Origin of the sequence: Citrobacter sp. Cf132 (genome assembly GCF_030333885.1) — a bacterium.
GTDB lineage: Bacteria > Pseudomonadota > Gammaproteobacteria > Enterobacterales > Enterobacteriaceae > Citrobacter > Citrobacter freundii.
Genome location: NZ_JAOWFA010000071.1, coordinates 694,979 through 717,102, shown reverse-complemented (window position 1 = coordinate 717,102; position 22,124 = coordinate 694,979). Strand labels below are relative to the sequence as shown.

Below are 22,124 nucleotides of genomic sequence, written 5' to 3'. Positions count from 1 at the left end.
ACAGGAGAGCATTATGTCTTATAGCGAGTTTTATCAACGTTCTATAACGCAACCGGAGTCGTTCTGGGCCGAGCAGGCCCAGCGTATTGACTGGCAGCAGCCGTATACGCAGGTACTGGACCACAGCAACCCGCCGTTTGCCCGCTGGTTTTGCGGCGGCACGACCAATCTGTGCCATAACGCCATCGACCGCTGGCTGGAGAAACAGCCTGACGCGCTGGCGCTGATTGCTGTGTCATCAGAAACTGAAGAAGAACGCACGTTTACCTTTCGTCAGCTGTATGACGAAGTGAACGTCGCGGCGGCGATGCTATTGTCGCTGGGCGTACAGCGTGGCGATCGGGTGCTGGTGTATATGCCGATGATCGCCGAGGCGCACATTACGCTGCTGGCCTGCGCACGCATTGGGGCAATTCATTCGGTGGTGTTCGGTGGTTTCGCCTCGCACAGCGTGGCGGCGCGCATCGACGACGCCAGACCGGTGGTTATCGTCTCGGCGGATGCCGGGGCGCGCGGGGGCAAGATCCTGCCGTATAAAAAGCTGCTCGATGATGCGATCGAACAGGCGCAGCACCGACCGCGTCATGTGGTGCTGGTCGACCGCGGTCTGGCGAAAATGGCGCGGGTCGAGGGGCGAGACCTCGACTTTGCCGCCCTGCGCCAACAGCATCTCGGCGCGAGGGTACCAGTTGTCTGGCTGGAATCGAACGAAACCTCCTGCATTCTCTACACCTCCGGGACAACCGGTAAACCGAAAGGCGTCCAGCGCGACGTTGGCGGCTATGCGGTCGCGCTGGCGACCTCGATGGACACCATTTTCGGCGGTAAAGCGGGCGGCGTGTTCTTCTGCGCGTCGGATATCGGCTGGGTAGTTGGGCATTCGTATATCGGGTATGCCCCGCTGCTGGCGGGGATGGCGACGGTGGTTTACGAAGGTCTGCCAACGTATCCGGACTGTGGTGTATGGTGGAAAATTGTTGAGAAGTATCAGGTCTGCCGGATGTTCTCCGCTCCGACCGCCATCCGCGTGCTGAAGAAATTCCCGACCGCGCAAATCCGTAATCACGATCTCTCCTCGCTGGAGGTGCTGTATCTGGCGGGGGAACCGCTGGACGAACCAACCGCCAGTTGGGTAACGGAAACGCTGGATGTCCCGGTTATCGATAACTACTGGCAGACCGAATCCGGTTGGCCGATTATGGCAATTGCCCGCGGGCTGGACGACAGGCCGTCGCGTCTGGGCAGTCCCGGCGTGCCGATGTACGGCTACAACGTACAACTGCTCAATGAGGTGACCGGTGAACCTTGTGCGGCGAATGAAAAGGGCATGCTGGTGATTGAAGGGCCGCTGCCACCGGGCTGTATCCAGACTATCTGGGGGGATGACGCGCGGTTTGTGAATACCTACTGGTCGCTGTTTTCTCGCCAGGTGTACGCCACCTTTGACTGGGGCATTCGTGACGCTGACGGCTATTACTTTATCCTTGGCCGTACGGATGATGTGATAAACGTGGCAGGGCACCGGTTGGGGACGCGCGAGATCGAGGAGAGTATTTCCAGCTATCCGAACGTTGCGGAAGTGGCGGTAGTCGGCGTGAAGGACGCGCTGAAGGGGCAGGTAGCGGTCGCGTTTGTTATTCCGAAACAGAGCGATAGCCTTGAAGATCGCGACATCGCACATTCGGAAGAGAAGGCGATTATGGCGCTGGTGGACAGCCAGATTGGCAACTTTGGCCGTCCGGCACACGTCTGGTTTGTGTCGCAGTTGCCGAAAACACGTTCCGGTAAAATGCTCAGACGGACGATCCAGGCGATCTGCGAAGGCCGCGATCCCGGCGATCTGACGACCATTGACGATCCCGCGTCGCTGCAGCAAATCCGTCAGGCGATCGAGGAATAGCGGTTATAACCAGGCCCGGTGGCGCGATGCTCACCGGGCCTGGTCGCCGGATAAGCCGCAATGCGGCACCATCCGGCGTTATGCCCAGTATCAAAGAGCATCTTCTAATTTATAGTTTTTATAATAATATTGCTTATCTCTGTCATTTATCTCGCGGATAACCCGACAGGGAACTCCCACAGCCACGACATTTGCCGGAATGCCTTTTGTGACGACGCTCCCCGCGCCAATCACGGAATTATCGCCAATCGTTATGCCTGGATTGATGACGACGTTACTGCCAATCCATACGTTATTACCGATGGTGACCGGAAAGGAAAACATCTCTCCGAATTTCCTTAATTCATGATGAACAGGGTGACCTGTTACCGAGATAGTGACGTTTGGCGCAATTAATACGTTATCGCCAATGGTGACCGTGTAATCATCCACAATGGTAAAGTTAAAATTGGCGTAGAAGTTTTTGCCAATGTGAATATTGCTGCCGTAAGAGAAATAAATGGGGGGCTCGATCCACGCATTCTCTCCCACGGTGGCAAACATTTCACGAATCAGTCTTTCCCTCTTTTTAATCTCCGATGGACGCGTGTGGTTAAATTCATACATTAATTCCTTTCCGCGCAGTCTCTCTTCCGGCAGCCCCTCGCACATATCAGTAAACAGCTTGCCTGCTTTCATTCTGTCTCTCATAGACATGCTCATCGAAGATATTCCTTCTTGTTATTTGTCTTCAGACTTGTTTACTTGCCGGGGTGAAAACGCGGGAAAACGGCCCCGGCCCGCTAAGGGTAAATACGGAAATCAGCGTGAAGCTCAGCGCAATAATCCCCAGCACCAGATACGCCCCCTGGAAACCAATACTCTCATACATTTTCCCGGCCAGAACTGACATGAAAATCATTGCTAACTGTTTGAAGAAGCAGAAACACACCAGATAAATCGTCGCCGAGAAACGCACTTCAAACTGACTGGTGATGTATTTGAAGCAACCGACGATCAGGAACGGTATCTCAAACATATGCAACGTTTTGAGAATAACGACTTCCAGCGCAGTAGTGGCGAATGAGGAGCCAATAATCCTTACCGACATAATCGTACCTGCCAGCAGCAGGGCGTTCTTCCCGCCGATGCGATTCACAATCAGCGGCGCAAAGAACATGATTGAGGCGTTGAGTAATTCTCCCATTGTCGTGACGTAGCCAAACACGCGGGTGCCCTGTTCGCCGGTGGCAAAGAACGAGGTAAAGAAGTTGGCGAACTGCTGGTCAAACACATCGTAAGTACAGGAAACGCCAACTACGTACAGGGAAAGGAACCAAAGTTTTGGTTGTTTAAATAACTCCAGCGCCAGCTTCAGGCTGAATGCCGAGTTATTGGCGCCTACCGCATCCGCGACTTTTGCAGAAGAGGGGGCATCTGTTTTTGAAAATAACAGCAGCAATGCCAAAATGACCGCGCAGCCGGAGCCTAACCAAAAGACAAATTGGTTATTGATGGTGAACATAATGCCGGCAATCGAGGCGCACAGCGCCCAGCCCACGCACCCAAACATGCGCGCGCGACCAAATTCAAAGTTGCTTCGGCGGCTGGCTTTTTCAATATAGGCTTCAATCGCCGGAGCGCCGGCATTGTAAATAAAGCCAAGGTAAATCCCACCGACAATTGAACCCAGTAAAATATTAACTTGTAATAACGGACCAAAAACGTAAATAAAGAACGGGGCAAACATTACCAGCATGCCGGTAATTACCCACAGCAGATGTTTACGCAGGCCAAGCTTGTCGGAGAGCAGTCCGAAAATTGGCTGGAATAACAAAGAAAACAGTGAGATACAGGCGAAGATGATGCCGGTATCGCCTTTGCTGATATGGTTTACCTCGTGTAACCAGATGGGGAAGAAGGGGAAATACGCACCCATAATAAAAAAGTAAAAGAAGAAGAAAAAGCCGAACATCCAAAAGTTAGTGTTTTTTAAATAATACATAACAGACTTCCTATAAATGCGGGCAGGTTTGGGCCTGCCCAACTTATATTATTATTTTTGGCCCCAGACGAACTGGAAGTGGTAGCGTCCGGCGCTCAGCAGAAATTCCGGCGACACGGAAGGGCTCCACGAATCATCGCCGCCAACGCCCATATGGAAGCCATCAATATTGAGCCAGGTGCCCGCCTCAGGCTGCAGCAAATGGCGGTGGCTGGTTGCCATCAGTTGCTGCTGGCTAAAGCGGCTGATGTTGAACAGGAAGTCCCCACGCCACTGGTGCGCGCCGTAATGCAGTTCGCGCGTGCCGCAGCGCAGACCGTTTTCACTTGGGAAAACATACGGGGTGTACATCTCATCAAGCGACAGATCCCAGCGATCAAAACAGGCGGCGCCCAGACGGTCCGGGTAGTTCTCATGTGGACCGAGACCTAACCAGTTCACTCGCTCTGCGACCTGCACTAACTGGCAGCTCAGGCCGATGCGGGCCGGATGCGGTGTACCGCTGGCAACGTCGACATCCACCGTTATCTGCATTTCACCCTTGCCGTCAATGCGGTAGCTTTTTCGGCTGATGAACAGCGTTTCGCCCTGATACTGCCACGCATGTTCAGTGGTGATCAGTACCGCATCGCTCAGCGTATTGGCAGCACAGTGCAGTAACGTTGCTTCAGCCTGATAGTGACCGGCGGCCTTCCAGCGTTCGACCCAGGCGTTCGGGTCGATGCGGGTTGACTCGCTCACGCCGATGTCGTTGTCCAGCGGGGCGCGGGTGAACTGGTCAGTAAGCGGAGTTAACAGTTGGGCTGAATCGCCAATCCAGTACTGTGTCAGCAGGCCAGACTGACGGTCGAATTGCCAGCGCTTGTTGTCGTTCTCAACAGTAAAGACGTTTTCGCTCACATTGAGCTGTGGCGCGGTGCGGGCAGACGGCAGTTGCGTCAGGCTGAGCTTCTCTTGAAGCTTCCATTGCTGCCAGGCGCTGATGTGCCCGGCGTCTGACCACGCGGTTGCCTGAGGTTGTTCTACGCGTACCGTCAGCCACAGCTGACCTGCGGTTTCCGGCATCGGGACATCTGGCAGGGTAATCACCTGGCGACCCTGTGGAGCGATATCCAGAACGATTTCTCCGGCGGCCAGTGGGTTGCCGTCCTGGGCAATAGACCAGTGCAGAACTTCGTTATCGCTGCGGCGGAACAGATATTCGCTGGTCACTTCAATCTGGCGTTCAGCGCCCGGCAGTAACGTGAACTGGAAAAACTGCTGTTCATGTTTGGCCTCGTATAACGCCGGGTGTGGGGTGCGATCGGCGAACACCAGCCCGTTCATGCAAAACTGACGATCGTTAGGTGTGTCGCCAAAATCGCCACCGTAGGCTGACCATGCTTTACCGTTCTCATCATATTTGGTCAGCGACTGATCCACCCAGTCCCAGACAAATCCGCCCTGCAGGCGCGGATACTGACGGAACGCTTGCCAGTATTTGGCAAAGCCACCGAAACTGTTGCCCATGGCGTGGGCATATTCACAAAGGATCAGCGGACGCTGCTCGCCGGGCATCGACAGCCACTTTTTAATCGACCATTTGGGGACGGCGGGGAAGGGTTGATCCTGATCGACGCGGGCGTACATCGGGCAAATAATATCGGTCGCTGCGGTATTTGCACCGCCGCCTTCATATTGTACCGGGCGTGACGGGTCTTCTGATTTTATCCAGCGGTAGAGCGCGTCGTGATTGACGCCATGGCCGGATTCATTGCCCAGAGACCAGATGATAATGCTCGGATGGTTGCGATCGCGCTGCACCATGCGCGTGACGCGCTGGCTCATGGCAGGCAACCATGCGGGATCGTCGGTGAGGCGATTCATCGGCACCATGCCGTGGGTTTCAATGTTGGCTTCGTCGACGACATACAAGCCGTAGCGATCGCACAGGGTGTACCACAGCGGGTGATTTGGGTAATGGGAGCAGCGCACGGCGTTGAAGTTATTCTGCTTCATCAGGATGATGTCTTGTACCATCGTCGCCTCATCCATCACCTGGCCGTTAATCGGATGGTGCTCATGGCGGTTGGTACCGCGAATCAACAGCGGCTTACCATTGAGTAACAGCAGTCCGTTTTCAATGCAAACCTGACGAAAGCCGACGTCACAGGCCTCCGCTTCTATCAGCGCTCCGTCCGCGGTGCGCAACTGCACAACGGCGCGGTACAGATTGGGCGTTTCGGCACTCCACAGAGCCGGTTTTTCGACGTTCAGACACAGAGTCACCCGGTCATGATAAGCACCGCGTTCATCAATAATCTCACTGCCGAGTGGGGAATTCGTTTCGGCTGTGAGCGTTTCTCCCTCCCACAATTGCAGGGCTACGCGTAAATCTTCGCTCGCGTTGCCCGCTACTCTGACTTCCGCTGCCAGCGTGGCGCGGCTGAAGTCGTCGTTAAACCGGGTATTAATGCGCAGGTCGCGAATTTGCGTTGTGGGCTTATGCAGCAAAGATACGTCGCGAAAAATACCGCTCATGCGCCACATATCCTGGTCTTCCAGATAGCTGCCATCGCTCCAGCGCAGCACCATCACCGCCAGACGGTTTTCGCCGTGCTGTAGATAATCGCTAAGATCGAATTCAGATGGCAGGCGGCTGTCCTGTCCGTAGCCGACCCAGCGGCCGTTGCACCACAAATGAAATGCGGAGTTCACGCCGTCAAAAATAATGCGCGTCTGACCCCCATCTAACCAGATATCGTCAATATTAAATGTGAGCGAGTAACATCCTGTCGGGTTCTGTGCCGGAACGTACGGAGGGTTAACCGGGATTGGGTAGGTGACGTTGGTATAAATTGGCGCATCGTAACCGTCCATCTGCCAGTTAGAGGGGACGTTGATAGTATCAGCTTGTGGCAGATCGCTCGTCAGCCAGCTTTCCGGCACAGCCTCCGGCGCGGCAAACCAGGCAAATTGCCACTGGCCATTCAGCGAGCGTAACTGACTCGAACGCTGATTAGTACGTGCGTCATCTGCTGAACGCCAGCTACAGAACGGTGGATGCGCCTCCAGGCGGTTGAGCTGCGTGACGCCGGGATTTTCCCAGTCACGGCGGGCCAGAACAGCGGAGAGTGAATCTGTGTTCAGGTTCATAACGGTATCCTGTTTGAATTTGTTATTCGCTCACAATTTCAATCAAAATACGGATAAGCGATCCCAACTGTAAAGGCTGGGGCGTTCAATGAGTGAACTGACTCACACAATTGTTGTGCGTTCACAATTTGGGTGCGAGCTGAGAAACTTGCCGCGCGAGCTGGATCAATGAATCGGCCAGCGCCTGGGGTGAGGTGGTTTGGGTGTTGGGTGGCAGAACCGTTTTGCGCTTAACCAGGGTGACGGGCAGCAGTTGGTTGCCCACGGTTGATTCGCCACGGGGAAGTTGCAGCAGCCTGTCGACGCTGGTTTCACCCAATAACGGAAAATCTTGCCTGATGGTGGTCAGCGGTGGAATGTAGCAGGCGCTGTCTTCGGTATCATCGTAGCCAATCACCGAGATATCTACCGCCACCCGCAGACCGAACTCGCTGATTGCGCGCATCGCGCCCAGCGCCATTTGATCGTTAGCGACCAGCATGGCGGTAGGGAGGTTACCGTTATTCAGCATATGCATCGTTTGCTGAAAACCAGACATCGCACTCCAGTCGCCTTCCAGCTCCACAACGGGTTGTAGCTGGTAATGTTCCAGATACTTGTGCCAGCCCGCACGGCGAAGCCTTGCCGAAACGGAAGTGTGCGGCCCGCTCAGCAGGGCGATACGCTGATGTCCGTACTGCACCAGATGTTCAACGCCGAGGCGCGCGCCGTCGTCATGCGAGAAAATCACGCTGTTAATTGGCGTCAGGTCAGAGACATCGAGAAACAGCACCGGCACCGTACCGCAGGCGGTGGCCACGGCAATGGCGTCTTCTTCATCCAGTGGATAGTTGATGATAAGCCCGGTTACACGCTGAGAAAGCAGGTTGTGGACCGCGGCTTTACATGCCTCAACGCCGCTGCGCTCGACCATGGCGATCACCACGCTGGCACCGGACTGGTCGGCACGGGATTTTATGGCGGCAACGATTTGCGACGGGGCATGCAGGGCAAGGTTCGCCGTCACAACGCCAATCAGCGGCGTCTGTTTGCCAGCCAACTGCTGTGCGACGCGGTTAGGGATGTAATTGAGTTCCGCCATCGCGGCCTCAACTTTTTGTCGGGTTTTTGCGGAAACGTGGCTGGCCTGATTAACGACGCGCGAGACGGTCTGGTAAGAGACACCTGCATGGTCTGCCACATCGTATAGCGTTACCGGTTTCACGTTTATCACCCCTGTCATGACGTTATCTGCGCGCTATGATGCCACAGCGGGACGGTTTTGGGGGATTTACGCATAGGTTCTGCGAGGCGCATTCCAGGGTTGCGGATCGTGTGCTGGAGGATTTATCGTCGTTCTTCTTAACAGAAGAAAAAAGTGAGGACATTGTGAGCGACTCTGCGGCAAATAATATTCTGTCCATCTACCGACGTCATGCGGATGCCTTTGCCAGCCAGCGCTCGCGCACCTTGTTCGAGAAAAGCTGGCTCGATAAATTCATTTCCGTGATGGGCGGGCAGGGCAGCATTGTGGATATTGGCTGCGGCAACGGTCAGCCGATTGCCGGTTATTTTATCCAGCAAGGTTTTCAGCTTACCGGCGTTGATGGTTCCCCGGCGATGCTGGCGCGGGCCCGAAACACTTTTCCCGTACAGCGCTGGCTGGAGCAGGATATGCGCGAACTGGCACTCAATGAGACTTTCGATGGTCTGATCGCCTGGGACAGTTTTTTCCATTTAACTCAGCAGGACCAGCAAAAGATGTTCCCGATTTTTGACCGCCTCAGCCATCCCGGCAGCGCGCTGATGTTTACCAGCGGTACGGACAATGGCATCGCGATGGGGCAATTTGAGGGTGAGCCGCTGTTTCACGCCAGCCTCGCGCCGGACGAATACCGCGCATTGCTGTCAGCGCATGGTTTTGCGGTAGTCGAGATGGTGATGGAAGACCCGCACTGCGCCGGGCACACCGTCTGGCTGGCGCAAAAAAGAGGCTAATCGCCGCGAAAGGTTTTACGCCATTCAGACGGGCTAACACCAAAGTGGGATTTAAAATGCTGGCGCCAGGTGACGGGCGACTGAAAACCAACCTGTTCTGCAATGCGTTCAACGGGTAACTGGCTGGACTCCAGCAACGTCTGGCTACGGCGCAGGCGCTCGGCAATCAACCATTCGGCTACGCTTGACCCGGTGGCCTTCATAAAATGACGAGTGAGGGTACGACGGCTCATCATCACTCGCTGCGCCAGCTCGTCGAGATTATGCGGTTCGTGGAGATGCTGGCGCAAATAGTCGAGCAGGGCGTTGATGCGCTGATCCTGGGTATTTTTCGCTACCGGTTGTTCGATAAACTGTGCCTGGCCGCCCTCGCGATGTGGCGGCACAATCATCCGTCGGGCAATCTGATTCGCCACCGTGCTGCCAAAACGCTGGCGGATGACGTACAGGCAGCAATCCAGCGCGGCGGCGGTCCCTGCCGAGGTAATAATACCGTCGTCATCCACGTACAGCGCGTTGATATCCAGATGGGCTGCCGGAAAGCGCGCCTGAAAATCTTGTTCGAATTCCCAGTGCGTAGCCGCCCGTTTGCCATCCAGCAGACCAGCATAGCCGAGAACAAACGCGCCCAGACATAACCCAACAATTTGCGCGCCGTTTTGTCGTGCGCGGTTGAGCGCATCAAGCAGGCTTTGTGGTGGTCGATGTGCCGTGGTGCCCCACCAGGGGATCACTACGATGTCGGCGGCCTCCACCGCTTCATAGCCGTAGGCTGCGGTAATGGCGAAGCCATCCTGCGAGGAAACGATGCCCGGCTGTTCGGCGCACAGTTGCACCTCAAAGCGCTTTTTCGCCGCCACTTTGTCACTGAAAATAATGCACGGCACTGAGAAGTGAAACGGGCTGAAATCTTCCACGGCAACAATGGCGACGTTAAGCGGTTGCATACGATTCCTCTGTGGAGTTTAAAACGTCAGGGTTTCGCCATCTTCCGGCACGTTAACGAATTGCGCAATCTGGTTGTCGCGGGCGTACTCTTTCAAGGCCGCGCGGGTCAGCAGACAGTGGTTAATCGCCTCCATGTGGGTCGCCAAAATTTGTGCCTCGGGTAGTACGAAGTGGGTTTTTAGCACATCTTCCGCGCCCATGATAATTGGGCCAAACTCGATAACGTGGGCAAAGCCTGCGTTCAGAATGACCACGCCTGGCTGAAAAGTCCGCATGTTGGTTTCCACCTCGTCGCGCCAGATGGTGTCCCCGACCAGATACAGTGTTTTTTCCGCCGGATGCTGGAAGATAACCCCGCAGGCATCACCCAGACGCTCAGCCATTTGCGGGATGGCGTAAGCGCGATCCGAACCGTGCTGGCCGCCGGTTTTACGCAGGGTGATATCACCAAGCGCGGTGTTTTGCGTCAGTACGGTCAGTTGCGTGAAACCTTGTCCCCGCAGTACCTGCGCATCGCGATCGTTTTGCACATAAATCGGTTTGTCTTTCGGCACGACACGAGCCGCTGCTTCATCCCAGTGGTCTTCATGCAGATGGGTCACGATCAGCGCATCAACGTTGAGCAGCGTGTCGATATCGACAGGCAGATCAACGGTCGGGTTGCGGATCTCGGCGCGAGCCGTTCCGGCAAAGCCCGGATAAGTACCTTTATCCGCTAGCATCGGATCAAACAGAAAAGTTTTACCGCCAAAGGTGATTTGCTGCGTGGCGTTACGGATTTGCGTGATGTTCATGATGTTTGCTCCACGTGTTGGATCAGTGGTGTCATCGTAGAGTGTTGTCCAGAAGATGAATGTGGGCAAATGGGCGACTAGCGATGGGATTGGGCCAATAGCAGATTACATATATCAATTATGTAATTAAAGTAATTTAATATTTCCTTTGTAGCTCGTTATTTAATTCGCAGCCATTATCTCGAAATGAATAAGAGTGCTGTTACTTAAATACGGAAAAATTTATTAAATACGAAGTGGTGCCAGAAAACATTATTGATATATGTAATGCATAGTGACCAATAAAACAGATCGCGAACCATGAAATAAGAATGCTATCATTCACATCAGACGCGGCAGGCAACTGCTGGCACACGCATATCCCCCCGGAGCAACTGATGAACAACGACATTCCGCTTAAATATTATGATATCGCCGACGAGTACGCGACCGAGGCCGCAAAGCCGGTGAGCGACACAGAACGTGACGCGCTGGCGCACTACTTCCAGCAGTTGATTACCCGTTTGATGAACAACGAAGAGATCAGCGAAGAAGCGCAGCAGGAGATGGCAACCGTGGCCGGTGTCGACGCTCAGCGTATCGATGATATCGCGGAGTTCCTCAATCGTTGGGGTAACGAGTAGCCAAAGGTATGGCCTGTGTTTTACACTGCGCGCAAATTGAGTAGGTATACTCTACGAGTAATAGGTTTAATCAGGCGGAAACAGCAATGAACGGAACAATCACAACGTGGTTTAAAGATAAAGGCTTTGGATTTATCAAAGATGAAAACGGCGACAATCGCTATTTTCATGTGATTAAGGTTGCTAATCCTGAGCTGATCAAGAAAGACGCGGCGGTGACTTTTGAGCCCACCACCAATAACAAAGGCTTGTCTGCCTACGCGGTAAAAGTCATACCAGACAGCAAGTACATCTATATCGCAGGCGAGCGTCTGAAGCTCACCTCGATCAAGTCATTCCTGGTCTACAGTGAAGAAGTCCCTGTAGAGACCCGTATCGACAAAGAAAATGCAGTGCTGTCTGTCGGCGTGCTGATGAACAGCATCCGACCAAAATCAGACGTGAAGCCTGGTGAAATGCGCACGCTGAAAAAGCTGGCTATCACCACCTTCCAGGGCACGACGCTGATTTTCTCTGAAGATGAAATCGACATTGACGAGACGGTGAAACTGCTTAAGGTCTGAAGCCCTTCAGACTGAATAAAAACCGGAACGCTGCTCTTTTCAGGAGCGGGGTTTCGGTTTTTTTATATTCAGTATGTGATTGCTGTGAGTCTGGAGTAGATATGCGGCTGGTCTGGGCTTCTTTGTTAAACTGTCATTAGCCCGAGGATAAAGGATCGTATTCCCACTGTGATTCGTCATTGTAAATTGTACCATCATCATCCATTACCTGGGCGTTGAGACTTTTTGCAATCCCCAACATCTTTCTGTAAAGATATGTGTCTGGCCATTTTGTATAAATATTACCTGCGCTCCAGTCAAGCCATGGCTCTGCGTATAACGAGGGGCCTGACCACAAGGCGTGATAATCGCCATTTATAATATATCTGCTTAATTCATTATCGCTATTAATGTAGTGAAGCCATTCATCAGATGTTATCTGCGCATCATCATTATCTGCCCAAAATTCAGCTCTTGTTATATGAAACTCAACACCCATAACATCTCCTTTAATGATAAAATAATCTGTATAAACTAACATAGCGCCTTATGATAACCCACTGCTAAACATCAGCGCTCCTGAAAGAGGCATTGAAATCCGGCTACTTTAACTTCCCTCTTAACCCTCTATAGACATCCAGCACCTAAGGATTTAGATAGTCTGGCAAGTGTGAAAGAATGCATTGCGACATATGTAAGAAAATTTCTTCAGCATCTTAAAAATTCTTAATAATTCCAAATATCAACTAAATTTGGTAGTTACTTATAGCCGCTTTGACCCTACAAGCTATTGTAAAAAAATACTAGTAAAGTAACATAGGAAGCAATCTACGTGGATGGTTATATTTAGCTTGAAACAGAATTCACATTACAACTATTCATCTATCAAGTTCAGAATATTAGGGTGATAATTACAAATGGCAAGGAATAACAAACAAAGACCTCCTCGTTCCAACACATCCAAAAAGAATTCTAAGGATAAGACTGTTTGTATACCATTTCACAAAAAAATTAATGGTTTTATTTTATGGCTTGCAGCTACTGGTTTGCTTGCATTCCTTGGCAACTATATTTTCGATTTTTTGACAGGGGATGTACAAGTTAAATATGTTAAATCCTCGGGTAGGAATTATGAATTTAACTTAACGAATAAAAGTTCGACCGATCAGGTTATAGAACAGTTCAGAATAGTCCCTGATCTGACACAAAAAGTAATATATCGGATTACTAAAGACGTCACGGGAGTGTTCACCAAAAATGGTGTTTCAATACCCGGCGGAAATACATCCTCTATGCCTGCATATGAGTATAAGGAAATGAATGGCTACATATTGGATGCCAGGTCTGAAGTGAATTTTCTTGTTCCTCCATTGGTAGCGAGAGATTATGCAGAACCTGAATATGCTGTGGTATTTGCAGAATATAAAACCAAATCAAATAATAAATATATGGAAAAGCTTGAATCTGTATTAATAAAGTTAAATGTTAGAGATGGGGTTAAACGTCAAAAATATCTAATTGTCAATAATTTCTGGACTCCCATCAGTAATGATAATCTTGTCGATGCTATTAGAATAGCTTGTCGAGATGATGATTTGTTTGCAAGATCTGATGAATGCAGAAATTATATAAATAATTAAATTTATTGTAAAAACTTGACATGAATATAGGCTTGATTGTCTATATAACCAGAGCTGATTATATACTTAGGGATATTATGGGAAACTTAATATTTATTGTGGATGAAGATCTTCAGGATGAACCTTCGACTGAGGAAATAATAACGACGTTAATTTCCGAAGGGGAAGAAATACCGCTTGAAAATACAGTGAAGAAGGGTAAGTCATTTTCGTCTTCTAAGAGTGGAGGTGAACCAGAAAATAGTGACCGTAAAATGATAAATCCCCTGGTGGCAAATATTGCTCTTGAGATGGCTGCAAGATTACTGCCTTTGCCTGTGGCAGTTCTTGTTAATGCAGCCCCTGCCGCCTATTCTTTATATCAATTATTTTCGAAAAAAGATGAAGAAGATGTTTCCGTTGCCAGCTTGAGACAGTCTGCGAGTTCATTTGATAAATATTTAAAACGTATAAGTATGTCCATAGAAACGGCCATCGGGGCAAATTATCGTTTTCAACCTGGCCATCCGCAGATAAACCAGGCTTACATCAGACACCCTCTGTCAGAGGATAATGAGTCTAAAAAGGATCTCTATATTCTCAGTGATAGCTTAGATGATATCCTACTTCAGGAACGAGAAGCTGAGATGATCAGGGTCTTTGTAAATCTGGGGGCGACGAAAATAGAGTTTCGCAAGGAAAATAAGTCGAATTTATTAAGTGCTGCGAAAGCAGAAATAGACGCGGAACTTCCTGTTAGTTCAGTTGAGGCTAACATAAGTTTAAAATCAGCTACGACGAATATCGGTAGTGATAAACGAGTAATTACTTTAGCGGGGCGCGAATGGGTAAAAGGTATGACTCTGGAACGAAAAGAATTCAGTTGGTTACCGTATGAACCATCATGGGAAAGCATTGTATTTGCCAGAGAAATAGGTGGCTGCTTAAGTGCGGAACTGGAACTGAAAAAGAAGAGTGTATTTTCCTCAAACAAAGAGAGTCGTTTAGGATTTGGCATGAATGGGTTTAAAGGCTCAGCTGGCGCGAGTGTGGATCTCAATCGAGAGCAAGATGAAAACTATACGGTTTATGTCGAATTTAATCAGCCTGTGTAATGTATCGTTGTGATTTTAATCCCAATGGCAATCCTCGAATGTTTCAACGATGATTGCCGTTTATGTACCAATTGCAGCGTAAACGAACCAGAAATGACCTCAAGCTGATCTTCGTACCAACCCATATCCTGCGCGGATTCTCACCGCCAACAACTGTGATCCATCTCACCTCCCGGCCACCAAAATCTCCTGCGACTCGACGCCGTCCTCTATCTGTTTCGCCACCTTTTGTAAGGCCGGAAGATGCTTTTCCGCAGCCTGTTCGATGGTCATGGCGCTGGCCATATACACCAGATTCAGGCAGCCGATCACCCGCTGTTCGCTACGGATGGGGACGGCGATGGAGGCGATTTTTTCCTCCTGGTCCCAGCCGCGATAGTTCTGACCAAAACCGTCTTTTCGCGCCCGGGTTAAAATGGCATTGAGCTTCAGCGGTTCGCGCGCAAGCTGGAACGCTTCTCCTGGTCGGGAGGCCAGCATTTCAATCAGTTCCTGACGTTCATTCTCCGGACAGAATGCCAGCCAGGTCAGGCCGGATGCGGTTTTCAGCAATGGCAAACGACGCCCGACCATCGCCCGGTGAAACGACAGGCGGCTAAAGCGGTGGGTTGTTTCACGTACCACCATCGCGTCCACATCCAGCGTGGAAACGTCGGTCGGCCAGATGACCTCGCGCAGCAAATCCCCCAGCAGCGGGGCGGCGAGTGCGGAAATCCACTGCTCGTCACGAAATCCCTCGCTGAGCTGGCGGACTTTAATGGTTAAGCGAAAGCTGTCATCGGACAGGCTGCGCCGAACGTAACCCTCATCTTGCAGGGTTTCCAGCAGCCGTCTGACCGTGGTGCGATGCAGGCCGCTTAACTCAGCAAGTAAGCCAACACTGGCCCCACCATCGAGCCGGTTTAACATATTTAATAACATTAACCCGCGCGTTAATCCGCGTACGGTTTTGTACTCAGTGCTCTCGTCATTTTTCATATTCATTGACAAATCTACAGGTAAAACAACGTTGTGCACTTAGTGCACATCCAGGCATGTTTTGATTGTAGCGCAAAAACTCACTCCTATACTGACCGCACAACAAAAAATTATTCACATATTTTTAACAAAACAGATTGCGCCTCACCAGGGTCCGCAATTGCGTTTTGTCCGAGTCGTGAGGTTCTGAAATGACAACAAAAAACCCGGATATCCAACCAGCTGTGCAGCACACCGTGCAGGTGGCGATTGCCGGTGCCGGCCCGGTGGGGCTAATGATGGCCAACTATCTTGGCCAGATGGGCATTGACGTGCTGGTGGTGGAGAAGCTCGACACGCTGATCGACTATCCCCGAGCCATCGGCATTGACGATGAAGCGTTGCGCACCATGCAGTCTGTGGGGCTGGTCGAGCGCGTTTTGCCGCACACCACGCCGTGGCACGCGATGCGCTTTCTCACGCCGAAAGGCCGCTGCTTTGCTGATATCCAGCCGATGACCGACGAATTTGGCTGGTCGCGCCGCAATGCGTTTATTCAACCACAGGTGGATGCGGTGATGCTGGAAGGGCTGTCGCGTTTTCCCAACGTGCGCTGCCTGTTCTCCCGCGAACTGGAGGCCTTCAGCCAGCAAAACGGCGAAGTGACGCTGAATCTGAAAACGCCGGACGGTCAACGTGAAACGGTGAAGGCCCAGTGGCTGGTGGCCTGCGACGGCGGCGGCAGTAACGTCAGACGCTCGCTGAATGTGCCGTTTGAAGGCAAAACCGCGCCGAATCAGTGGATTGTGGTGGATATCGCCAACGATCCGCTCAGCACACCGCATGTGTATCTGTGCTGCGATCCGGTGCGCCCGTATGTCTCCGCTGCGCTGCCGCACGCGGTGCGTCGCTTTGAATTTATGGTGATGCCGGGGGAAACCGAAGCGCAGCTCAGTGAACCGCAGAATATGCGTCAGCTTTTGAGCAAAGTGCTGCCGAACCCGGACAACGTCGAACTGATCCGCCAGCGCGTGTATACCCATAACGCCCGTCTGGCCGAACGTTTTCGCATTGACCGCGTGCTGCTGGCGGGCGATGCGGCGCACATTATGCCGGTCTGGCAGGGGCAGGGGTACAACAGCGGCATGCGCGATGCTTTCAATCTGGCGTGGAAACTGGCGCTGGTCATTAAGGGCAAAGCCGGTGATGAGCTGCTGGATACCTACCAGCAGGAACGCCGCGACCACGCCAAAGCGATGATCGATCTCTCCGTGACCGCTGGCAACGTGCTGGCGCCGCCAAAACGCTGGCACGGCGCGGTGCGCGACGGGGTTTCCTGGCTGCTGAATTATATTCCGCCGGTCAAACGCTACTTCCTCGAAATGCGCTTTAAGCCGATGCCGCAATACCATGTTGGAGCACTGGTGCGTGAGGGTGACGCGAGAACGTCTCCGGTCGGCAAGATGTTTATCCAGCCGAAGGTGACGCTGGAATCGGGCGAAGTGACGCTGCTCGACAACGTTATTGGACCGAATTTCGCGGTGATTGGCTGGGGCTGTAACCCGCTATGGGGCATGAGCGAGTCGCAGATCCAACAGTGGCAGGCGCTGGGGACGCGTTTTATCCAGGTCGTGCCGGATACGCAGATACATACCGATCAGGATAACCACGACGGCGTTACCCGCATTGGTGATACGCAAAACCGCCTGCGCGCGTGGTTTGCCCAGCACAACGCCGCGCTGGTGGTAATGCGCCCGGACCGCTTCGTGGCCGCCATCGCCATTCCGCAAACCCTGGGCAGCACCCTGAATAAACTGGCGTCGGTGATGACACTTACCCGCGCTACTGCCGATATTCCTGTTGAAAAGGTTGCCTGATATGCACGCTTATCTTCACTGTCTTTCCCACTCGCCGCTGGTGGGCTATGTCGACCCGGCTCAGGCTGTGCTTGACGAGGTTAACGGCGTGATCGCCAGCGCCCGGGCGCGTATTGCGGCGTTCGACCCGGAACTGGTAGTGCTGTTTGCCCCCGATCACTACAACGGTTTTTTTTACGATGTGATGCCGCCGTTCTGTTTAGGCGTGGGAGCCACGGCGATCGGCGATTTCGGCAGCGCAGCGGGAGAACTGCCAGTGCCGACAGATCTCGCTGAAGCCTGCGCCCACGCGGTGATGAAAAGCGGCATCGATCTTGCCGTGTCCTACAACATGCAGGTCGATCACGGCTTCGCGCAGCCGCTGGAGTTTTTGCTCGGCGGTCTGGATAAGGTGCCGGTGCTGCCGGTGTTTATTAACGGCGTCGCCACGCCGCTGCCGGGCTTTCAGCGTACCCGCTTGCTCGGGGAAGCGATTGGCCGTTTCGCCAGCTCGCTGAATAAGCGCGTGCTGTTTTTAGGCTCCGGCGGGCTGTCGCATCAACCACCGGTCCCGGAACTGGCGAAGGCTGATGCCCATATGCGTGACCGCCTGCTCGGCAGCGGCAAACAGTTACCTGAAAACGAGCGCGAGCTGCGCCAGCAGCGGGTGATCAGCGCCGCCGAGAAGTTCGTGGTCGATCAAAACACGCTGCACCCGCTTAACCCCGTCTGGGATAACCGTTTTATGACCCTGCTTGAGCAGGGGCGTTTGCAGGAAATGGACGCGGTCAGTAACGAAGAGCTGTCCGCGATGGCGGGCAAATCAACGCACGAAGTTAAAACCTGGGTTGCCGCCTTTGCCGCCATTTCTGCCTTTGGCAGTTGGCGCAGCGAAGGTCGTTATTACCGCCCGATCCCGGAGTGGATCGCCGGATTCGGCTCTCTGAGTGCCACTACGCAGAACTAAAACAGAACTGAATATGCAGGAGAACATCATGACTTATCAACCGCAAACCGAAGCCGCTACCAGTCGTTTTCTGGAGGTGCAGGAAGCAGGCGAAACACTACGCGTGCATTTCAATGACTGTGGACAGGGTGAAGAGACCGTCGTGCTGCTGCACGGCTCCGGTCCTGGCGCGACGGGCTGGGCAAACTTCAGCCGCAATATTGATCCGCTGGTACAGGCCGGATACCGGGTGATCCTGCTGGATTGTCCTGGCTGGGGCAAAAGCGATGGGATCGTTAACCGCGGTTCGCGATCTGATCTCAACGCTCGCATCCTGAAAAGCGTTGTCGATCAATTGGATATTCAAACAGTCCACCTGCTGGGTAACTCGATGGGCGGTCACAGTGCTGTGGCGTTTACCCTGAGCTGGCCGGAGCGCGTGGGCAAACTGGTGTTAATGGGCGGCGGAACGGGCGGCATGAGTCTGTTTACCCCGATGCCGACCGAAGGTATCAAACGCCTGAATCAGCTGTACCGCGAGCCGACCATCGAGAACCTGAAGCTGATGATGGAGATCTTTGTCTTCGACACCAGCGACCTGACCGAGGCATTGTTTGAGGCACGCCTGAATAACATGCTGTCGCGTCGCGATCACCTGGAAAACTTTGTCCAGAGTCTGGAGGCCAACCCGAAACAGTTCCCGGATTTCAGCCCGCGTCTGGGTGAAATCAAAGCCCAGACCCTGATTGTCTGGGGACGCAATGACCGCTTTGTGCCGATGGATGTCGGTTTGCGCCTGCTCTCCGGAATTGCCGGTTCTGAGCTGCATATCTACCGCGACTGCGGACACTGGGCGCAGTGGGAGCATGCGGATGCCTTTAACCAGCTGGTGCTGAACTTCCTCGCACGCCCTTAAGGAACGGACATGACGAATCATAATCTTGAGCAGCTGGCCGCCGATTTACGTCAGGCTGAAGAAAAAGGGGAAGCCATCGCCCCAGTGCGTGAATTGATTGGTGTGGATAACGCCGAAGCGGCCTACGCCATTCAACGCATCAACGTGCAGTATGAAGTGGCGCGCGGGCGTCGCGTGGTCGGGCGCAAAGTAGGGCTGACACACCCGAAAGTGCAGCAGCAGCTTGGCGTCGATCAGCCGGACTTCGGTACGCTGTTTGCCGACATGTGCTACGGCGATAACGACACCATTGCGTTTGAGCGCGTGCTGCAACCGCGTATTGAAGCGGAAATCGCGCTGGTGCTGAACCGCGATCTGCCCAATGCCGACACTACCTTTGACGAGCTGTATAACGCCATCGAGTGGGTGCTGCCCGCGCTGGAAGTGGTCGGCAGCCGTATCCGTGACTGGTCAATCAAGTTTGTTGATACCGTGGCGGATAACGCCTCCTGCGGGGTGTATGTGGTCGGCGGCCCGGCACAGCGTCCGGCAGGAATAGATCTGAAAAACTGCGCGATGAAAATGACGCGCAACAACGAAGAGGTTTCCAGCGGACGCGGCAGCGAATGCCTGGGACATCCGATCAACGCCGCCGTCTGGCTGGCGCGCAAAATGGCCAGCCTCGGCGAGCCGCTACGTGCCGGAGATATCATTCTCACCGGAGCGTTAGGCCCGATGGTGGCGGTGAATGCGGGCGATCGTTTCGAGGCCCATATCGACGGTATTGGTTCAGTTGCCGCCACCTTTTCAGCGGCGGTTACAAAAGGAAGTCAGTCATGAGTAAGCGTAAAGTCGCCATTATCGGCTCCGGCAACATCGGTACCGATTTGATGATAAAAATTCTGCGTCACGGCGTACATCTGGAAATGGCGGTGATGGTCGGTATCGATCCTGATTCTGATGGTCTGGCGCGTGCCCGACGCATGGGCGTTGCCACCACCCATGAAGGGGTGACAGGGCTTATCGCCATGCCGGAATTCGCCGACATCGACATTGTTTTTGATGCCACCAGCGCAGGCGCGCATGTGAAGAACGACGCCGCGCTGCGCGCCGTTAAACCAGCGATCCGCCTGATCGACCTGACCCCCGCGGCAATCGGCCCGTACTGCGTGCCTGTGGTGAATCTGGAGGCCAACGTTGATCAGCAGAACGTTAATATGGTGACCTGCGGCGGGCAGGCGACTATCCCGATGGTGGCGGCAGTTTCTCGCGTGGCAAAAGTCCATTACGCCGAAATTATCGCCTCGATCGCCAGTAAATCTGCGGGTCCTGGCACGCGCGCTAATATCGATGAGTTTACCGAAACCACCTCGAAGGCGATTGAAGTGGTTGGCGGGGCGGCAAAAGGTAAAGCGATTATCGTCCTTAACCCGGCCGAGCCGCCGCTGATGATGCGCGACACGGTGTATGTGCTGAGCGAAGCGGCCTCTGAGGTTGAAGTTGAAGCATCGATTAATGAGATGGCGGCGGCGGTGCAGGCGTACGTGCCGGGCTATCGTCTGAAACAGCGTGTCCAGTTTGAAGTCATCCCGCAGGATAAACCGGTCAATCTGCCGGGCATCGGTCAGTTCTTCGGGCTGAAAACCGCGGTGTATCTGGAAGTGGAAGGCGCGGCGCACTATTTACCTGCCTATGCGGGCAACCTCGACATTATGACCTCCAGCGCGCTGGCGACCGCTGAGAAAATGGCGCAGTCCCTCACTCGTCAGGCAGGAGAAGCAGCATGAACGGTAAAAAACTCTATATCTCTGACGTGACCCTGCGCGACGGCATGCACGCCATTCGTCATCAATATTCGCTGGAAAACGTGCGCCAGATTGCCAAAGCGCTGGACGACGCGAGGGTGGATTCCATTGAGGTGGCGCACGGCGACGGTCTGCAGGGTTCCAGTTTTAACTATGGCTTTGGTGCGCACAGCGACCTGGAGTGGATTGAAGCGGCGGCGGACGTGGTCAAGCACGCCAAGATCGCCACGCTGCTGTTGCCGGGCATTGGCACGATTCATGACCTGAAAAATGCGTATCAGGCTGGGGCGCGCGTTGTGCGTGTGGCGACCCACTGCACCGAAGCGGACGTGTCGGCCCAGCATATTCAGTATGCGCGTGAACTGGGCATGGACACCGTCGGTTTTCTGATGATGAGTCATATGACCACGCCGGAAAACCTCGCACAGCAAGCGAAACTGATGGAAAACTACGGTGCGACCTGTATCTATGTGGTCGATTCAGGCGGGGCGATGAACATGTCTGATATCCGTGACCGCTTCCGCGCCCTGAAAGCGGTGCTGAAGCCGGAAACAGAAACCGGGATGCACGCCCACCACAACCTGAGCCTTGGCGTGGCGAACTCGATTGCTGCGGTAGAAGAGGGTTGTGATCGTATCGATGCTAGTCTGGCCGGTATGGGCGCAGGCGCAGGCAACGCGCCGCTGGAGGTATTTATCGCCGCGGCGGATAAGCTTGGCTGGCAGCACGGCACCGATCTGTATGCGCTGATGGACGCCGCCGACGATCTGGTGCGTCCGCTGCAGGACCGCCCGGTGCGGGTGGACCGCGAAACGCTGGCGCTGGGCTATGCTGGGGTGTACTCCAGCTTCCTGCGCCACTGCGAAGTGGCGGCGGCGCGTTATGGCCTGAGCGCGGTAGATATTCTGGTTGAACTGGGCAAACGCCGGATGGTGGGCGGCCAGGAAGATATGATCGTCGACGTGGCGTTGGATCTGCGCAACAGAAAATAAAAATGATTACGCGGCTGGCAACGTATCAGCCGCGAT

General features: G+C 53.5%; 20 protein-coding genes. 12 read left to right on the top strand and 8 right to left on the bottom strand.

Features of this window, described 5'->3' with window-relative positions:
• Window positions 1-13 precede the first annotated feature (13 nt).
• The gene (prpE, locus tag OGV85_RS23950; protein ID WP_061548307.1) at window positions 14-1,900 is read left to right on the top strand and encodes a propionate--CoA ligase; all 1,887 of its coding nucleotides are present in this window, start codon (window positions 14-16) and stop codon (window positions 1,898-1,900) included.
• 90 nt (window positions 1,901-1,990) lie between these two features.
• On the opposite strand, the gene lacA is transcribed toward prpE, so the two are convergent.
• The 4 genes from lacA to OGV85_RS23930 form a co-directional block, all read right to left on the bottom strand.
• The gene (lacA, locus tag OGV85_RS23945; protein ID WP_181522619.1) at window positions 1,991-2,602 is read right to left on the bottom strand and encodes a galactoside O-acetyltransferase; all 612 of its coding nucleotides are present in this window, start codon (window positions 2,600-2,602) and stop codon (window positions 1,991-1,993) included.
• A gap of 28 nt (window positions 2,603-2,630) precedes the next feature.
• Complete coding sequence (locus tag OGV85_RS23940) at window positions 2,631-3,884, bottom strand: MFS transporter (RefSeq protein WP_003021333.1); 1,254 nt, start codon at window positions 3,882-3,884, stop codon at window positions 2,631-2,633.
• 51 nt (window positions 3,885-3,935) lie between these two features.
• Window positions 3,936-7,019, bottom strand: a complete 3,084-nt coding sequence (locus OGV85_RS23935; RefSeq protein ID WP_181522618.1) for a beta-galactosidase — start codon at window positions 7,017-7,019, stop codon at window positions 3,936-3,938.
• Window positions 7,020-7,140: 121 nt separating this feature from the next.
• The gene (locus OGV85_RS23930) at window positions 7,141-8,223 is read right to left on the bottom strand and encodes a LacI family DNA-binding transcriptional regulator (protein ID WP_181522617.1); all 1,083 of its coding nucleotides are present in this window, start codon (window positions 8,221-8,223) and stop codon (window positions 7,141-7,143) included.
• Window positions 8,224-8,333: 110 nt separating this feature from the next.
• Here OGV85_RS23930 and OGV85_RS23925 point away from each other — a divergent pair, with 110 nt between their 5' ends.
• Window positions 8,334-8,996: a class I SAM-dependent DNA methyltransferase gene (locus OGV85_RS23925; protein ID WP_003847664.1), complete on the top strand. Its 663-nt coding sequence runs from the start codon at window positions 8,334-8,336 to the stop codon at window positions 8,994-8,996.
• On the opposite strand, the gene OGV85_RS23920 is transcribed toward OGV85_RS23925, so the two are convergent.
• A complete protein-coding gene (locus tag OGV85_RS23920; RefSeq protein WP_003021344.1) occupies window positions 8,993-9,943 on the bottom strand; it encodes a GlxA family transcriptional regulator in 951 nt (316 codons plus the stop codon). The two genes, OGV85_RS23925 and OGV85_RS23920, sit on opposite strands and share 4 nt — an antisense overlap.
• Before the next feature lie 18 nt (window positions 9,944-9,961).
• Window positions 9,962-10,738, bottom strand: coding sequence for an MBL fold metallo-hydrolase (locus OGV85_RS23915; protein ID WP_181522616.1), 777 nt, complete (start codon window positions 10,736-10,738; stop codon window positions 9,962-9,964).
• Window positions 10,739-11,115: 377 nt separating this feature from the next.
• On the opposite strand from OGV85_RS23915, the gene OGV85_RS23910 reads away from it, so the two are divergent.
• Window positions 11,116-11,361 carry a YmjA family protein gene (locus OGV85_RS23910; RefSeq protein ID WP_003021350.1) on the top strand — a complete coding sequence of 82 codons (246 nt, stop codon included), beginning with the start codon at window positions 11,116-11,118 and terminating at the stop codon, window positions 11,359-11,361.
• Between the two features lie 86 nt (window positions 11,362-11,447).
• Window positions 11,448-11,924, top strand: coding sequence for a cold-shock protein (locus tag OGV85_RS23905; RefSeq protein ID WP_003021353.1), 477 nt, complete (start codon window positions 11,448-11,450; stop codon window positions 11,922-11,924).
• 136 nt (window positions 11,925-12,060) lie between these two features.
• On the opposite strand, the gene OGV85_RS23900 is transcribed toward OGV85_RS23905, so the two are convergent.
• A complete protein-coding gene (locus OGV85_RS23900; protein WP_054528128.1) occupies window positions 12,061-12,402 on the bottom strand; it encodes a hypothetical protein in 342 nt (113 codons plus the stop codon).
• A gap of 418 nt (window positions 12,403-12,820) precedes the next feature.
• On the opposite strand from OGV85_RS23900, the gene OGV85_RS23895 reads away from it, so the two are divergent.
• Window positions 12,821-13,543 carry a hypothetical protein gene (locus tag OGV85_RS23895; RefSeq protein WP_086503752.1) on the top strand — a complete coding sequence of 241 codons (723 nt, stop codon included), beginning with the start codon at window positions 12,821-12,823 and terminating at the stop codon, window positions 13,541-13,543.
• 77 nt (window positions 13,544-13,620) lie between these two features.
• A complete protein-coding gene (locus OGV85_RS23890) occupies window positions 13,621-14,637 on the top strand; it encodes a hypothetical protein (protein WP_071684509.1) in 1,017 nt (338 codons plus the stop codon).
• A gap of 165 nt (window positions 14,638-14,802) precedes the next feature.
• On the opposite strand, the gene OGV85_RS23885 is transcribed toward OGV85_RS23890, so the two are convergent.
• Entirely contained in the window at window positions 14,803-15,615 is an 813-nt protein-coding gene (locus OGV85_RS23885; RefSeq protein ID WP_061548199.1) for a DNA-binding transcriptional regulator, read from the bottom strand.
• Window positions 15,616-15,806: 191 nt separating this feature from the next.
• On the opposite strand from OGV85_RS23885, the gene OGV85_RS23880 reads away from it, so the two are divergent.
• Genes OGV85_RS23880 through mhpE form a run of 6 tightly spaced genes read left to right on the top strand, consistent with a single transcriptional unit; the run spans window position 15,807 to window position 22,088 of the window.
• Window positions 15,807-17,471: a bifunctional 3-(3-hydroxy-phenyl)propionate/3-hydroxycinnamic acid hydroxylase gene (locus OGV85_RS23880; protein ID WP_061548196.1), complete on the top strand. Its 1,665-nt coding sequence runs from the start codon at window positions 15,807-15,809 to the stop codon at window positions 17,469-17,471.
• A gap of 1 nt (window position 17,472) precedes the next feature.
• Window positions 17,473-18,417 (top strand): 2,3-dihydroxyphenylpropionate/2,3-dihydroxicinnamic acid 1,2-dioxygenase, encoded by a 945-nt coding sequence (mhpB, locus tag OGV85_RS23875; protein ID WP_061548195.1) that lies wholly within the window; start codon window positions 17,473-17,475, stop codon window positions 18,415-18,417.
• 28 nt (window positions 18,418-18,445) lie between these two features.
• The gene (gene mhpC / locus OGV85_RS23870; RefSeq protein WP_032948657.1) at window positions 18,446-19,312 is read left to right on the top strand and encodes a 2-hydroxy-6-oxonona-2,4-dienedioate hydrolase; all 867 of its coding nucleotides are present in this window, start codon (window positions 18,446-18,448) and stop codon (window positions 19,310-19,312) included.
• A 9-nt stretch (window positions 19,313-19,321) separates the two neighbouring features.
• A complete protein-coding gene (gene mhpD, locus OGV85_RS23865) occupies window positions 19,322-20,131 on the top strand; it encodes a 2-keto-4-pentenoate hydratase (protein WP_061548194.1) in 810 nt (269 codons plus the stop codon).
• A complete protein-coding gene (gene mhpF / locus OGV85_RS23860; RefSeq protein WP_003021377.1) occupies window positions 20,128-21,078 on the top strand; it encodes an acetaldehyde dehydrogenase in 951 nt (316 codons plus the stop codon). Before mhpD ends, mhpF begins: the two co-directional genes overlap by 4 nt.
• Window positions 21,075-22,088: a 4-hydroxy-2-oxovalerate aldolase gene (gene mhpE, locus OGV85_RS23855; protein WP_003021379.1), complete on the top strand. Its 1,014-nt coding sequence runs from the start codon at window positions 21,075-21,077 to the stop codon at window positions 22,086-22,088. Before mhpF ends, mhpE begins: the two co-directional genes overlap by 4 nt.
• Window positions 22,089-22,124 lie beyond the last annotated feature (36 nt).

Excerpts from the sequence above, each read along its gene's own strand:
- OGV85_RS23940 (WP_003021333.1), bottom strand. The coding sequence starts at position 3,884 with ATGTATTATTTAAAAAACACTAACTTTTGGATGTTCGGCTTTTTCTTC.
- mhpC (WP_032948657.1), top strand. The coding sequence starts at position 18,446 with ATGACTTATCAACCGCAAACCGAAGCCGCTACCAGTCGTTTTCTGGAG.
- prpE (WP_061548307.1), top strand. The coding sequence starts at position 14 with ATGTCTTATAGCGAGTTTTATCAACGTTCTATAACGCAACCGGAGTCG.
- OGV85_RS23895 (WP_086503752.1), top strand. The coding sequence starts at position 12,821 with ATGGCAAGGAATAACAAACAAAGACCTCCTCGTTCCAACACATCCAAA.
- OGV85_RS23905 (WP_003021353.1), top strand. The coding sequence starts at position 11,448 with ATGAACGGAACAATCACAACGTGGTTTAAAGATAAAGGCTTTGGATTT.
- OGV85_RS23890 (WP_071684509.1), top strand. The coding sequence starts at position 13,621 with ATGGGAAACTTAATATTTATTGTGGATGAAGATCTTCAGGATGAACCT.
- OGV85_RS23880 (WP_061548196.1), top strand. The coding sequence starts at position 15,807 with ATGACAACAAAAAACCCGGATATCCAACCAGCTGTGCAGCACACCGTG.
- OGV85_RS23935 (WP_181522618.1), bottom strand. The coding sequence starts at position 7,019 with ATGAACCTGAACACAGATTCACTCTCCGCTGTTCTGGCCCGCCGTGAC.
- OGV85_RS23920 (WP_003021344.1), bottom strand. The coding sequence starts at position 9,943 with ATGCAACCGCTTAACGTCGCCATTGTTGCCGTGGAAGATTTCAGCCCG.
- OGV85_RS23910 (WP_003021350.1), top strand. The coding sequence starts at position 11,116 with ATGAACAACGACATTCCGCTTAAATATTATGATATCGCCGACGAGTAC.
- OGV85_RS23900 (WP_054528128.1), bottom strand. The coding sequence starts at position 12,402 with ATGGGTGTTGAGTTTCATATAACAAGAGCTGAATTTTGGGCAGATAAT.
- mhpE (WP_003021379.1), top strand. The coding sequence starts at position 21,075 with ATGAACGGTAAAAAACTCTATATCTCTGACGTGACCCTGCGCGACGGC.
- mhpB (WP_061548195.1), top strand. The coding sequence starts at position 17,473 with ATGCACGCTTATCTTCACTGTCTTTCCCACTCGCCGCTGGTGGGCTAT.
- lacA (WP_181522619.1), bottom strand. The coding sequence starts at position 2,602 with ATGAGCATGTCTATGAGAGACAGAATGAAAGCAGGCAAGCTGTTTACT.
- OGV85_RS23915 (WP_181522616.1), bottom strand. The coding sequence starts at position 10,738 with ATGAACATCACGCAAATCCGTAACGCCACGCAGCAAATCACCTTTGGC.
- OGV85_RS23885 (WP_061548199.1), bottom strand. The coding sequence starts at position 15,615 with ATGAAAAATGACGAGAGCACTGAGTACAAAACCGTACGCGGATTAACG.
- mhpD (WP_061548194.1), top strand. The coding sequence starts at position 19,322 with ATGACGAATCATAATCTTGAGCAGCTGGCCGCCGATTTACGTCAGGCT.
- mhpF (WP_003021377.1), top strand. The coding sequence starts at position 20,128 with ATGAGTAAGCGTAAAGTCGCCATTATCGGCTCCGGCAACATCGGTACC.